Here is a 13,612-nt window from a genome sequence, read left to right on the forward strand (position 1 = left end):
TATGTTTAAAAAACATACTATTGCACTCGCAATTTCTGCGAGTTTTTTATTATCTGGTTGTTTAGAAGTTGAAGACAATAATAACGATGAACTAATCAGTGCAATTGAAGAACAAAATAAGGCCACTCAAGAAGCTGAAACAGCGACTTTAACAGGAACGGTTAAAAATTACGTCACTGACAGTTTAGCGGCTAACGCACAAATTCAAATTAAAATTGGCAATACTTGGTCTGAGGCAGTTTCGCTGAGTGATGGCATGTTTGAATTGAAAAATATTCCAAAACATTCTGATTACGTGTTACTTGTGACAAGTACTGATGGTTCGTTTCAACAGCGTGCATTTTATGGTAACTCAGGCTCTGGAGTCAGCCAACTAGGCTCACTTTCAGTTACTACAACAGAGACCATTCAATTCACAGCATTGCTCGATGGTGAAAATACACCCATTAAAGACCTTCAATTTACTTATACTACATCATTAGGCCTGACAGATAGCACGTGGCAATCTCGCAATGAGCACTTTTTCAGTGCGACCTATAATGAGCAAACTAATCTTTACTCAATTGAGAAACCTGTCGGTTTGGGAAATGCAATTGCTCTTCATATCGATATGGATGTTGATAACGATGCTATTAATGATTATGAGCTTGTACAAAATTACTACGATCACAATTCTATCTCATTTGATGCGTTGAATGACGATACAACCATTTTGTTTAAAGATACAGATGCGACAAAAGAGTATCAATTACGTGTTAAAGTCATCGATGAAACTGGTCAAGTCTTTTCAAATATTGAATTAGTGGCATCAAGCAATGATTTTGAGTCTAATCCTTTGACCTTTGATGCGACAGAAAATGAGTATGTTTATGACTTTAAAGGCAGCTCATCACTTACTGTAAGAATGTCGGCTTTTACGGATGTAAATGGTCAGAATTATTTATCTGATTCATTTTCTGTTAGAGAAGTAAATGGTGAGTTGGTGGTCGGTAATATCTATAACCAAGGTAATTTCCAAGTCGAAGACGGTGTTGTGTCGGTGATTTTTAAGGCCAATAAAGGCACACAAACGACGCAAGTAGATTTGCTTAGCCAAACTGTTAATGCGTTGAATAATGGTTATTACTTGTTCTTCTCAAAACCAATAGAGCTTACACAAGATAGTTTTTCATTGGTGAGAAGCAATTCACTTACAGTGATCCGTGGTAATGAATCAACAACAGATTCAGTCCCTGCTGGCAGTACATTTTTTAATAGAAAGGATGTAGACATTACAACGACTTCATCATTGTCATTAAATGATACCTTTGTGGAAGTATTGCCTGAGCAAGCGCTTAGTGTTGGTCGTTATAAGTACCGTTTAAATTCAGTGATTGATAAAGAAACTGCTTTAACTGCTAATTATTCATTCGAAAATGAATTTACGGTTGCTGATAAAGCTGCGTTTTCAATCGAAGATGTTAAATTCGATAATAATAATGGTTTGAAAGCTGGCCAATTGATTCACGCTACTAACTCAGCGGGTGAGAGTGCAGTATCATCGAGTCGTGGTAATAACGTGAGATTGTATTTACCAACGTCTATTGCATCACTTGCCGAACTTGATATTACCTTAACGGGTTATACAAACAATGGCACTATGAATCCTGTTTACGAAGAGCTTACAATTGTCTCTGGTGAGTATATTTATAATGATAGTTTAAGAAACCTAGTTTCAATTGCATTAAATGAAACGGCCTATGGTGATTCGGGCAATGCAATTAAATATACTTCTTTACCAGATGGCTTAATGTATATGCATGGACTACCGTGGGATGTAACATACCTTGATGATAACGCGTCTGGTAACGTTAATACGATTACCTTCGACTATGAGTATCGAGTCAAAGGCAGTAAAGAAGTGGTAACTGGTTCGGCAACGGTTCCTGTCCTGTAACTTTTTACTGCAACTTAAATAAAAATGTGTGCAGACAATTGATCTTTTTTTGTTTGCACACATTAAAGTAACAAGATTATATTTTAGGCGATGATAATGCTTAACCTTGTTTTGTTACTTTTTTTGCTCATTTTTATTGTCGGTTACTGGCGCTGGGATGATATTCGAAATCATTTTTGGCATAAAAAGTACCTGACCTATTCCCTTACTTCAGAGCAGAAGTCATTGCTGTTGAAGTACATGCCTATTTATCAAAAAATGACGGACGCTGATCGTGAAAAATTAGAGCGTCATATTGTTTGGTTCTTAAATGAAAAGCGATTTATTGGGTGTGATGGCCTGCAGTTAAATGATGCAATGAAACTCATTGTTGCTGCAGATGCATGTGTTTTAGTGCTCAATAAGCCTTGGCCTTTATATCGTAATGTGAAAGATATTTTATTATATCCAAGTGCCTATTATGCACCACAAACATCACGCGATGGTGCAGGTCTTGTTAGTTATCACAATACCGTGAGACAAGGTGAGTCATGGCCTGGTGGCACCTTGGTCTTAAGCTGGCACGATGTGCTAGAAGGAAGCCGACTCCCTAGTGATGGCCACAATTTGGTATTCCATGAATTTGCTCATCAACTAGACCAAGAAACAGGAAAGACGACAGGCACGCCATTGCTTGCTAGTAATGCTGACTATCAACAATGGGCCAAAGTATTCAGTCGTGCTTTTAATCAGCTTAAAACACACATTGCTTACGGTATGCCCCATGTTATTCATAGTTATGGGGCGACCAATGAAGCCGAGTTTTTTGCCGTGATCACCGAAACTTTCCTTGAAAAGCCTGCTGCACTTAGGCAATTCGATCCTGAAATTTATCATTTATTGGTAGGCTATTATGAATTTGATCCCATTGCGTGGCATTAGTCGCCAATTTACGACTGTTTAACACGTAATGCTGGAATCTTGCTATGCTATTTGATGCAATCAATATGTGTGCAAATAACAAAACAATAACAAGTGAGAATTCCATGAAGAAAATGCTTCATACGGCTTTGGCTGTTTCGATTTCACTCGCCTTTACAGGGCAAGTAATAGCAACCGAGCAGTCAGGTGATGAAAAGTGGCGAGTTGATGCGCCAGCAGGTCAGTTTTTAGATGCCAAAATCAGTGTTGAACAAGGCACGTGGATGAATGTTGATATTAGTCCTGATGGTGAAACCTTGGTGTTTGATCTGTTGGGTGATATTTACACTATGCCAATCTCGGGCGGTACGGCAAAACAATTAACAAGTGATATTGCGTGGCAGATGCAACCGCGCTTTAGCCCTGATGGTAAATACATTGCGTTTACATCCGATCAAGGTGGTGGTGATAACATTTGGATTATGGATGTCAACGGTGAAAACCAAAAGGCCGTCACTGACGAAACGTTTCGTTTATTAAATAGCCCTGCATGGAGCCCCGATGGCGACTATTTAGTTGCGCGTAAGCACTTTACAGCAAGCCGCTCACTCGGTGCGGGTGAAGTTTGGCTATACCACAAAGCCGGTGGTAAGGGGGTGCAGTTAACGGCACGTGAAAACGATCAAAAAGATTTAGGTGAACCGATGTTTTCACCTGACGGTCGTTATGTGTATTTTTCACATGATGCTACACCAGGTAAAACATTCCATTACTCAAAAGATTCAGTTGCGGGTATCTACAAAATTAAACGCTATGACCGTGAAACCGGTGAAATTGAAACTATTATTGATGGAATGGGGGGCGCTATTCGTCCAACTCCCTCACCAGATGGTAAAAAACTGGCTTATATCAAGCGTGATGATTTTCAAACAAGCTTATATTTATATGACCTTCACACTGGTGAGCATACAAAGTTATATGGTGAGCTTGAGCGAGATATGCAAGAAACATGGGCAATACACGGTGTTTATCCGACCATTGCTTGGACGCCAGATAATGCGCAATTAGTGTTTTGGGCTGGTGGCACAATTCATAAATTAGATGTTGATGATAAATCAGTATCACGTATCCCATTTAAGGTAGAAACCAATAAACAAATTCAAAAAGCAGTGCGGTTTACACACAATATCGATAGCGATAATTTTGAGGTAAAAATGCTGCGCAATGTGCAAATTTCACCAGACGGTGAAACAGCCATTTTTGAAGCTTTGGGTCATATTTATAAGCGTGATCTTGAGTCAGGTAAAGTGAAACGCTTAACTAAACAAGACGATCATTTTGAGTTATTTCCACAGTTTTCCCGCGATGGAAAAAAAGTAGTTTATACAACGTGGGATGACAATGAACAAGGTTCTGTGCGTGTCGTTTCTGCAAGAGGCGGACGAGGTAATAAGTTAACAGAAGAACCTGGTAAATATGTAGAACCTACCTTTAGCCCAGATGGTAAAACGGTTGTTTATCGTAAAGCATCGGGTGGCAGTATCCTCAATCCAACTTGGTCATTAGAGCCGGGCATTTATTCTGTTAGTGCCAAGGGCGGTGAATCCTCACTGATCACTAAGTCAGGTTACCAGCCGCAATTTGGCGCAATGAATGACCGTATTTATGTAATGAGCCCATGGCCTAAACCTACGCTTAGTGTGGTTGAGCTTGAGTCAAAAGAAGTACGTAAGCTGTATGAGTCTGAGCATGCAACGGAGTTCAGAGTGTCGCCAGATGGTAAATATTTGGCATTTGCTGAGCGTTTTAAAGTGTTTGTAACCCCTTTTGTTGAACGCGGTAAAACCATTAATATTGGCCCGAAAGATAGTCAATTCCCAATTGAACAATTATCAGTTCGTGCGGGCGAAAATATTAGCTGGAGTGGAACCAGTGATAAACTTTATTGGAGTCTTGGTCCTGAGCTTTATTATGCAAGTTTAGCGGGTTTATTTGACATAAATAAAAACGCAGACACAGATTTTAAAGTGAAAAGTGGTGACAACATTGGCTTTACCAAAACAATGGCTGAGCCAAAGGGGATGTTTGCACTAACGGGCGCACGCATCATTACCATGAATGGTGAGCAAGTTATTGAAAATGGTGTGATTGTAACTGATGGAAAACACATTAAAGCAGTCGGAAGCAAAGACTCTGTAACAATTCCTAAAGGTGCAGAAGTTATTGATGTGACCGGCAAGACGATTATGCCAGGCATTGTTGATGCCCATGCTCATGGTGCGCAAGCCAGTGATGAAATAATCCCGCAACAAAACTGGAAAAACCTTGCAGGTTTATCGCTGGGTGTTACGACGATTCATGATCCATCGAACGACACCACCGAAATTTTTGCTGCGAGTGAAATGCAAAAAGCAGGCATGATAGTGGCACCACGCATTTTCTCTACCGGTACAATACTGTACGGTGCCAATATGCCGGGCTATACATCGCATATTGACTCGCTTGACGATGCTAAATTCCACCTTGAACGCTTGAAAAAAGTGGGGGCATTTAGTGTTAAGTCATACAACCAGCCTCGCCGTGAACAGCGTCAGCAAGTAATTGAAGCTGGGCGTGAACTTGAAATGATGGTTGTGCCAGAAGGGGGCTCATTATTGCAGCATAACTTGACCATGGTCGTTGATGGTCATACCGGTATTGAGCACTCAATTCCTGTTGCGAACATTTATGATGATATTCGCCAACTATGGTCGCAAAGTGATGTAGGTTATACACCTACGTTAGGTGTTGCTTATGGCGGTATTTGGGGTGAAAACTACTGGTATGATAAAACGGATGTGTGGAACCACCCACGCCTAAGTAAATTTGTGCCTAAAAACCAACTTTTACCACGCTCAATGCGTCGAGTAAAAGCACCCGATCATCATTACAACCACTTTAACAACGCACGCGTTGCTAAAGAGCTACAAGACTTAGGAGTATTGGTTAATTTGGGCGCTCATGGTCAACGTGAAGGCTTAGCTGCGCATTGGGAAATCTGGATGTTTGCTCAAGGCGGTATGACGCCGCTAGAAGCAATTCGTGCGGCGACACTCGATCCTGCTAAATACATCGGCTTAGATAAAAATATTGGTTCATTAGAGCCGGGTAAGTTAGCGGATCTTATCGTTATTGATGGTAACCCGTTGACGAATATTCGTGATACCGACAAAATCGACTATACCATGGTGAATGGTCGTTTATTTGACGCGGCAACGATGAATGAAGTCGGCGGAAAACAACGTGATAAATTATATTTTGAAAAGATATAAATAGCGTAAAGTGAAAAGCGGCCATTGAGCCGCTTTTTTTATGGTTTTTAATTTAGCAGGCGAGGGAATTGCTTCATACCAGACACTTTTGCTTGGCAAATCATTCCCTCAGTGAGTGTCATTAAATAGTGGCAAAGAGAATCAATTTTCTCGGCTTTTACGTCTTTACATTCTGACAAACGCTGTTTGATGAGTGAAGAAACAGCGGCTTTATGTGCTTTACATGCAAGGTTGACTGGGCTTTGCGGCGCTGAGTATTCTGCCGCTGCGTTAATGAACATACAGCCATTAAAGCTTCCAAGCTCTGCAACCTTAGAATGAAACCAATCTTCGAAGCTTGTAAATAAACGTTCTTGAAAATCGTGTAATGTCGTTTGTTGGTTGGTGGCGTTCTCTAGCCACGTGATGAATGTAGTATGCCGTTCGTTTAGGCACGCTAAAATTAATTCATCTTTACCTGCAAAATGATGGTACATCGTTTTTTTAGCTACATTTGCTGCACTAATAATTTCATTAATCCCCACGCTGTGAATGCCTTTATCGTAAAACAATTCGAGTGCAGTCAATGTAATGTGTGTTCTTTTATCCATGCTTACTCCTAGATAGAAATTCTAGCTTGACATAAGTAGACCGAGTTGTCTACCATTTGCGGGTAGACAGCTCGGTCTACCTTGAGCAATGGAGATATGATGGACAAAACAATTAACAAAGCGGTTATTGCAGGTGGATTTGCAGCGCTGGCTATTTTTGTACTTGCTTACTTACAGCAACGAGGGGATTTTGGCATATGGTTAATGGCTCCATTTGGAGCGACTGCCGTTTTAGTCTTTGGTGTACCTACAAGTCCACTTGCGGGGGCCAGAAATGTGATTGGTGGTCACCTTATAACGGCGTTTATAGGAGTCGTATTTGTAAATTTTGTTGGTGTCAGTCCTTTTGAGATTGCTATTGCCAGTGGGTTGGCTATTTCATTAATGATGCTAACACGCACAGTGCACCCTGCCGCTGGGGCAAATCCTATTTTAATAATGCAATCGTTGCAAAGCTGGGATTTTTTAGTAATGCCCGTATTAACAGGTACCGTATTTATTGTGCTTTGTGGTTTTGTTTCACAATACTTGATAAATATCTCGGTAACTGGGCATAAAAAAACCGCTAATTAGTAGCGGTTTTTTCCCAATGTGTAATTAGTTACACAACACCACGAGGTAAACGACAATCGTGGTCTTTTTCAGCTAGGTTAACAATCCACAGCTCTTCAGCTTTGAAACCATCATCATTCGCTTTCACTACGGTGAATGGTGACTTTTTAACTGACTTAGCTGGCGCAGCGGTTTTAGTTTTGGTTTTTTTTGCCGGTGCTTTTGGTGCTTCTTCTGCTTTAGGCTCAGCTGTTTTACCAGAAGTGAGCTCTTCAGTCAGCGCTGCAACATCAGCAAGGCGCAAATTTTTGCCACCGTCGATGCTATACCAACCAGGTTTTGTTGTGATTTCAGGTTTTTTACCATTCGCTGCTTCATAAGCTGCTTCGAAGGCATTTAACACTTCTGTTTTGTCTAGTTTGCTCATCAGAGACCCTATACGTTGTAAACACAGATTAAGAATATATATTTATACCTATTTTCAGCTTACTTTTCAATTTTTTGCGATTTTCCTTCCATTTTTGACTTATAAACGCCAAAATTTGCACAAATTTAAGGGGTAGAGGACGATTTCTATATGCAACGTAAACAATTTACTCAGTTATTAAACGACATTCTAAAACCCGACTCAATCGCAGATTTTTGCCCGAATGGGCTTCAGGTTGAAGGTGCAAACGAGGTAAAAAAAATAGTGACAGGGGTCACGGCAAGCCAAGCATTGATTGATGCGGCTATTGAGCACGGCGCGGATACTATTTTGGTTCACCATGGATATTTTTGGAAAGGTGAGTCTCAGCCAATCACAGGTATGAAAAAACGGCGTGTAGCGGCGTTACTTGCTCATGATATCAACTTATTTGCTTATCATCTGCCATTAGATGTTCATCCCGTCATTGGCAACAATGCGCAACTTGCACACTTATTAGATATTGAACTTAGCGCGGGCCTTGAAGCGGGACCAAACAGCGTCGCAGTAAAAGGATTTTTAAAAACACCTTTAACAGGCAAAGAGTTTGCAGACAAAATTAGCACAGTGCTACACCGTGAACCTTTAACGAGCTTAGTGCGCGATGACAAGATTGAAACCATTGCTTGGTGTACAGGGGGCGGGCAAGGTTATATTGACTTAGCTGCTGCTCAAGGTATTGATGCCTATTTGACAGGTGAAGCATCTGAGCAAACTATTCATAGCTCGCGAGAGCAAGGAATTGATTTTTTCGCTGCAGGTCACCATGCTACTGAGCGATACGGAATAAAAGCGCTTGGCGAGCTTTTAGTTGAGCAGCATGGTTTTGATGTTACTTTTATAGATATTGATAACCCTGTTTAATCTAACAGGGTTAAGTGATTACAACGCCTCTGGATCAATCCAGCGGCGTAATTTAATCCACAGACTGCCTACTTTTTCGTGGCTCACTCGTGTAACTGCAACGAGTACATCGGCACTGGGGATAAATTGTTTGTACATGGGAAATTGGCTGTAATCTTTATAATCTGTTGCTGCGGGTATTACCTCGATTCCTTGCGCGTTGAAGAGATCTTTTGCACGCGGCATATGGCTGGCAGATGTGACTAAAGCGCTCTTTTTGTCGACCAAATATATCGCCAGTCTTTTCGCTTCCTCTGCGGTGTCCATCGCAAGCGGGTTTTGCTTGATCCTTGATGCTGCGATACCTAATGTCGTGGCTGTTTCAAACATCAATTGGCTGTTTGTGGTATTGGCAAAGCCACCACCAGAGACAAATAAAATAGCATCCGGGTATTGATGCGCAAGTTTTACACCCTCTAATAAGCGGCTTATAGCACAATCGCCCAGTTGGTTATTAGCAACAAGTTGTGGATGCGGCATGATGGTACAACCTAAAACAACAATGTTATCAATCTGGGAGTGTTGGCGTTTATTAAATTGCCATTGTGGGTTATTACTTGAAGCAATCAGCGTTTGACCAACATAAGGGGTGCTTACAATTAGTAGGCTTAATACACTGATAACCCCTAAATAGAGCGCTTTTCGTCGTTGTGTTATCGCTAGAAATACCATTAGTAATGTTATTATGCTAAGCAACGGGAGTGGCATTAACAATGAGCCAATTATCTTCTTAATTTCAAACATAGTAAATACAAGTGATTGTAAGATATAACGATGTTAGATAGTTTATCTGTGTTTAGCGACCATTATTTAGTTTGCAAGTATTCAAAAAATGACGATATACAGGATTATCTTTCATATTTTTTTTCATTGCTAAGTACATAGGACGTGTAAGACCTAGAGCACCTAATGGAATTGATTTTATCAAGCCTTGGCTTTCATAAGGTGTAACTAACCAGTCTGGTAGCGCAGCAACCCCCATTCCAGCACTAACAAGCTGAAAAATTAATAAGCCTTGGTCAACGGTTTTAAGTGTGCCGTCAAAGCGTGCATTTTGTATAAAATGCTTAAAAATGTCCTGACGTTCACGTGGAATAGGGTATGAAATGATTGTTTCGTTTTTCAGATCCAGGGCGGTCACATAGGCTTTTTTTGCAAGCTCATGATCAGGTGCCACGATTAATTTTAATTTAAAGTCGAATAGATGTGCATATTCGAGCTGATCTGGTTCACGAATATCTGATGTAAGCACAAGATCGAGTTCGTCATTCATTAAATCAGGAATAGCATCGTAGCTAAAACCGCGTTCATAATCGACTTTAATGTCTGGCCAAAAATTATTAAATTCTTTAATTGTCGGCAACAGCCAATGGAAACAGGCGTGACACTCAACACTTAATCTCAAGTTTGATATTGGTTGATTAAGACTCTCTTTTAATCGACATTTTGTGGCTTCTACCCGAGGAAGCACCTCGTTGGCTAATTCAAGTAAGAGCATGCCCTGCGGTGTGAAACGAACCGGTTGTGTTTTCCGTTCGAATAGCTGGCAGTCGAGTTTATTTTCGAGATCTTTAATCTGATGTGATAACGCTGATTGCGTTAAGAAGAGTTCTCGGGCTGTATTAACTAAAGAACCGGTCTCTTTAAGTGTCGCAATTGTTTTAAGGTGCTTTATATCAATCATCTTTAAAAAATCTCATGAAAAATGTGAGTCAAACTCAGATTACAAACATACTACGCTTTCGTTTATATTTTTTCAACGTCTAGACGTCTAAAATGGCGTTGTTTTTTACTGCATGTTTACAATAACCTTTCTAAACAACAAATGACAGCGTTGTCAGTTTGTTTTTTTACACTTGCTGCGATATTTCCATGAATTTACCTCAAGTTTATAAGTGGCGAATTTAGCAGTCATAGGAAAAGCGACAAAAAAGAGAAAACTCAATAAAGGTATCCCGAGTGCCGCCAGTGCCAAATTTAGCTTTTGAAGCCTAAAAATGTGAACTGGGTATAAGGTGAACTCAGGTATAAAGGTAAACTTAAGGTATAGAGTGAGAAAGGTTAATGTGCTGTGTAGAGGGGAGTGGCATGTATATATTGCTCAATAGAGGGCTCTGTGTTCAGTGTTAGCAAGTTATATAAACACCGATATAAAAAGGTATACGTTGAGTCATCCCGTTGCTAGCAAGGCGTTTAATTTAGTGGCAATAAATGTGAGGTAAGAAAACCGCGTCGGTAGCAAGCACATTGTGTTATGTAGCTGTGTTATTTGTGTTTGGTAATCGCCTTTACATTGCTGTAACTCCTGCATCCATGGAGGCGTTAATCAGACATCCTTAACGCTGTGTATGTCAGGTTTAATGCCTGAAAATGATTGCGTATGGTTGCTAAAGGTTATTACAGCAAGCTTATCAATAAACAAATCCGTCTTTTTACAGTAAGGTCGTTTTTTTCATGGCTTATAAAGGCGAGTATGCTTTTTATAAGCCATGTAAAATAACGTTTTTAGCATCCTTTGCCGGCATTGGCCTTGCTTTTAAAAAGCCTTGACCAAATTTACACGGTGTTTGTTTTAAGATGGCTAGCTGTTGCTCAGTTTCAATTCCTTCTGCAACCACATCAAGCTGTAGTGATTGTGCTAAAGATAATATGGCATCTATTAATGGGTTATGTGATTTTGTAATATGATCAATAAAGCTCTTATCAATTTTTAAGATATGAATCGGTAATTGGTGTAAATAGCCTAGGGCAGAGTAACCTGTCCCAAAGTCATCTAAGCAAAGTTTTACTTCAAGGGGCGCTAACCCTTTTATTATTTTAGTTGCGAGTTCTAAATTACCTATTAGCCCTGATTCTGTAATTTCTAGACAGAGTGACCCTAACGGAAGTTTATACTTTTTATATAAAGCATGCATTTGGGCTACAAAATCAAGACTCGCAAAGTGTCTAGACGAGACATTAACAGTGACTCTGGTAAAGGGAAGTCCGTGTTGATACCAATGTGAAATTTGCTGAGCTGCTAAGTCGAGTAAATGCAGGTCTAAGTTGATGATTTGCCCTGTATCTTCTGCAACGGGGATAAAATCATTCGGTGCTACAAACCCTTTGGTTGGATGGTGCCAGCGTACCAGTGCTTCAAAGCCAATGACCTGTGCCTCTTGAATTGTAAAAATTGGTTGATAATACAGTTCAAATTCATTGTGTTCGATGCCATGCTGTAAATCATTTTCGATATCGGCATGGGTTTTTAGCTTTTTACGCATTGTGTTATTAAAAAACTTTACGTGTCCACGCCCTGAAGATTTAGCTTCGTACATGGCTGCATCAGCATGTTGCAATAATTTGTAAGCTTTGTCGTTTTCACTCTCACAAAATGCAACGCCAATACTGGTAGAAGCCTGTAATAAGTGGCCGTCAATATTGAGGGGATCAGCTAGTGCAGTTTGAATTCGCTCTAGGGCATCATTTATTTGCTGCTTATCGGTTATATTCTCCATAAAAATCGCAAATTCGTCTCCCCCTAAGCGGGCAAAAGTATCTGTGTTACGAATGGTGCCTTGAATTAACTCACAAATTCTCACTAAAAAATGGTCACCCACTTCATGACCTAATGAGTCATTAATACTTTTAAACCGATCAAAATCTAAGTACAACAACGCATGTTGGGTCTCTTTATTCGCACGTGCTAAACGCAATATGCCGTGTTTTATGCGTTCAATTAATAATGAACGGTTTGCTAACCCTGTTAGTTCATCATGTAATGCACGGTGCTCTAATTCTTGACGTGATAATTGACGGTCAATAGCCATGCTAATTTGGCGACTTACATAGGTAAGAAGCGCGCGATCATGCTCACTGTAGTGATAACGATCACTGTAGCTTTGCACCGCAATGACCCCGCTAATTCTGTCATTTACTTTAAAGGGAACACCTAACCATGATTCTGCTTGGCGACCCACCATTTTAAAATGGCCTGCATCAATATGTTGCTGGAATTCTTCCTTATTGAATAATAGAGATTGCTCTGTTGTGAGCAGATAATAGGAAGCCGTGTCTTTTAATAGATCCTTAGAGATTTTTTTGTGTGCGTTAGAGCGCACTCCTTCTTCGATAATATAAACGATATCGAGCACATCACATTTTTTGTCATAAAGCCCAATGAAAAAGTTATCAGCCCTGAGTAGCGTGGTAATAATGGCATGAAGTGACTCAAAAAAGCTGTCGAGTTCGCTAGATTGATAGGTAAGATTGGCTATCTGTAGCATACAATTTTCAAGTTTTTGCGCATCGTTTAACTGATTAACAGTTTGCTTTAAGTTTTTAACGGTTCTGACTTGGTCGATTTTTGCACTGAGTAAATGGGCAACCGTTGATAAAATCTCAAGGTGAGCATCGTTATAGTAATGCTTTTGCGGATGCTCGCAGTCAATGACCCCTAAGATTTTTTCTTTATAAACCAGCGGCACACATAATTCAGACAGGGCGGGGCGCGCATCTGCGATATAACGTTTTTCGTGTCTTACATCGCCTATCATTAAAGGTTTGCCAGTGGATGCAACATACCCGGTTATACCCTGATCAAAACTAATTTCTGTGCGGTCAATGTAATAAGAGTTATCACCGCTATTTGTTTTACCCATCGAAGCAACTTCTTTGAGGGTACGTGCTTCATCATCTGCTAAGTAAATGACACACTCAATGAACCCGAGTCTGTTTACAACATGTGATGTGACGTACTCAAGTAGCTCTTCTATGGTGTCTAACTGCATCAACGATGATGAAAACTGATTAATGATATGCAACTGATCTGTTTTGACTTCAAGTGCACTCGCGGTATCTAAATGTTTAGGCATAATAAAGAAAAATGAGCCAAATAATCTGTTAATTAATTACGTTAACCTACTATCAATATATCCACAAAGTTATTTTCAAAAAAAACTGAAACTGGTGTAAA

The 13,612-nt window shown here is 40.1% G+C and carries 10 protein-coding genes; 5 read left to right on the top strand and 5 right to left on the bottom strand.

What is annotated here, in order from left to right; translation table 11 throughout:
• The first annotated feature begins 1 nt into the window (after position 1).
• The 3 genes from ACSSVW_RS18350 to ACSSVW_RS18360 all read left to right on the top strand — a co-directional run bounded on the left by ACSSVW_RS18350 (position 2) and on the right by ACSSVW_RS18360 (position 6,147).
• Positions 2 to 1,936 (top strand): hypothetical protein, encoded by a 1,935-nt coding sequence (locus ACSSVW_RS18350; protein ID WP_454179883.1) that lies wholly within the window; start codon positions 2 to 4, stop codon positions 1,934 to 1,936.
• Positions 1,937 to 2,032: 96 nt separating this feature from the next.
• Entirely contained in the window at positions 2,033 to 2,857 is an 825-nt protein-coding gene (locus tag ACSSVW_RS18355) for a M90 family metallopeptidase (protein ID WP_075593148.1), read from the top strand.
• Between the two features lie 104 nt (positions 2,858 to 2,961).
• Complete coding sequence (locus tag ACSSVW_RS18360; protein WP_454179885.1) at positions 2,962 to 6,147, top strand: amidohydrolase family protein; 3,186 nt, start codon at positions 2,962 to 2,964, stop codon at positions 6,145 to 6,147.
• Positions 6,148 to 6,194: 47 nt separating this feature from the next.
• Here the strand turns inward: ACSSVW_RS18360 and ACSSVW_RS18365 are convergent, their stop codons facing one another.
• A complete protein-coding gene (locus tag ACSSVW_RS18365; protein ID WP_421418478.1) occupies positions 6,195 to 6,737 on the bottom strand; it encodes a TetR/AcrR family transcriptional regulator in 543 nt (180 codons plus the stop codon).
• A 96-nt stretch (positions 6,738 to 6,833) separates the two neighbouring features.
• Between ACSSVW_RS18365 and ACSSVW_RS18370 the strand changes: the two genes are divergently transcribed.
• Complete coding sequence (locus tag ACSSVW_RS18370) at positions 6,834 to 7,310, top strand: HPP family protein (RefSeq protein ID WP_421418477.1); 477 nt, start codon at positions 6,834 to 6,836, stop codon at positions 7,308 to 7,310.
• A 28-nt stretch (positions 7,311 to 7,338) separates the two neighbouring features.
• On the opposite strand, the gene ACSSVW_RS18375 is transcribed toward ACSSVW_RS18370, so the two are convergent.
• On the bottom strand, positions 7,339 to 7,716 hold the full coding sequence (locus ACSSVW_RS18375) for a hypothetical protein (protein ID WP_036967506.1): 378 nt from the start codon (positions 7,714 to 7,716) through the stop codon (positions 7,339 to 7,341).
• Between the two features lie 150 nt (positions 7,717 to 7,866).
• Here ACSSVW_RS18375 and ACSSVW_RS18380 point away from each other — a divergent pair, with 150 nt between their 5' ends.
• A complete protein-coding gene (locus tag ACSSVW_RS18380; protein ID WP_036967510.1) occupies positions 7,867 to 8,619 on the top strand; it encodes a Nif3-like dinuclear metal center hexameric protein in 753 nt (250 codons plus the stop codon).
• Between the two features lie 18 nt (positions 8,620 to 8,637).
• Here ACSSVW_RS18380 and ACSSVW_RS18385 read toward each other — a convergent pair whose 3' ends face one another.
• The 3 genes from ACSSVW_RS18385 to ACSSVW_RS18395 all read right to left on the bottom strand — a co-directional run bounded on the left by ACSSVW_RS18385 (position 8,638) and on the right by ACSSVW_RS18395 (position 13,511).
• Entirely contained in the window at positions 8,638 to 9,402 is a 765-nt protein-coding gene (locus tag ACSSVW_RS18385; protein ID WP_454179888.1) for a YdcF family protein, read from the bottom strand.
• A gap of 52 nt (positions 9,403 to 9,454) precedes the next feature.
• On the bottom strand, positions 9,455 to 10,342 hold the full coding sequence (locus tag ACSSVW_RS18390) for a LysR substrate-binding domain-containing protein (protein WP_036967517.1): 888 nt from the start codon (positions 10,340 to 10,342) through the stop codon (positions 9,455 to 9,457).
• Positions 10,343 to 11,138: 796 nt separating this feature from the next.
• Positions 11,139 to 13,511: a bifunctional diguanylate cyclase/phosphodiesterase gene (locus tag ACSSVW_RS18395; protein WP_180310925.1), complete on the bottom strand. Its 2,373-nt coding sequence runs from the start codon at positions 13,509 to 13,511 to the stop codon at positions 11,139 to 11,141.
• Positions 13,512 to 13,612 lie beyond the last annotated feature (101 nt).

This window comes from Pseudoalteromonas sp. MBR-15 (genome assembly GCF_053628915.1).

Coding starts and splice junctions, on each gene's coding strand:
- ACSSVW_RS18350 (WP_454179883.1), top strand. CDS start 2: ATGTTTAAAAAACATACTATTGCACTCGCAATTTCTGCGAGTTTTTTA.
- ACSSVW_RS18355 (WP_075593148.1), top strand. CDS start 2,033: ATGCTTAACCTTGTTTTGTTACTTTTTTTGCTCATTTTTATTGTCGGT.
- ACSSVW_RS18360 (WP_454179885.1), top strand. CDS start 2,962: ATGAAGAAAATGCTTCATACGGCTTTGGCTGTTTCGATTTCACTCGCC.
- ACSSVW_RS18365 (WP_421418478.1), bottom strand. CDS start 6,737: ATGGATAAAAGAACACACATTACATTGACTGCACTCGAATTGTTTTAC.
- ACSSVW_RS18370 (WP_421418477.1), top strand. CDS start 6,834: ATGATGGACAAAACAATTAACAAAGCGGTTATTGCAGGTGGATTTGCA.
- ACSSVW_RS18375 (WP_036967506.1), bottom strand. CDS start 7,716: ATGAGCAAACTAGACAAAACAGAAGTGTTAAATGCCTTCGAAGCAGCT.
- ACSSVW_RS18380 (WP_036967510.1), top strand. CDS start 7,867: ATGCAACGTAAACAATTTACTCAGTTATTAAACGACATTCTAAAACCC.
- ACSSVW_RS18385 (WP_454179888.1), bottom strand. CDS start 9,402: ATGTTTGAAATTAAGAAGATAATTGGCTCATTGTTAATGCCACTCCCG.
- ACSSVW_RS18390 (WP_036967517.1), bottom strand. CDS start 10,342: ATGATTGATATAAAGCACCTTAAAACAATTGCGACACTTAAAGAGACC.
- ACSSVW_RS18395 (WP_180310925.1), bottom strand. CDS start 13,511: ATGCCTAAACATTTAGATACCGCGAGTGCACTTGAAGTCAAAACAGAT.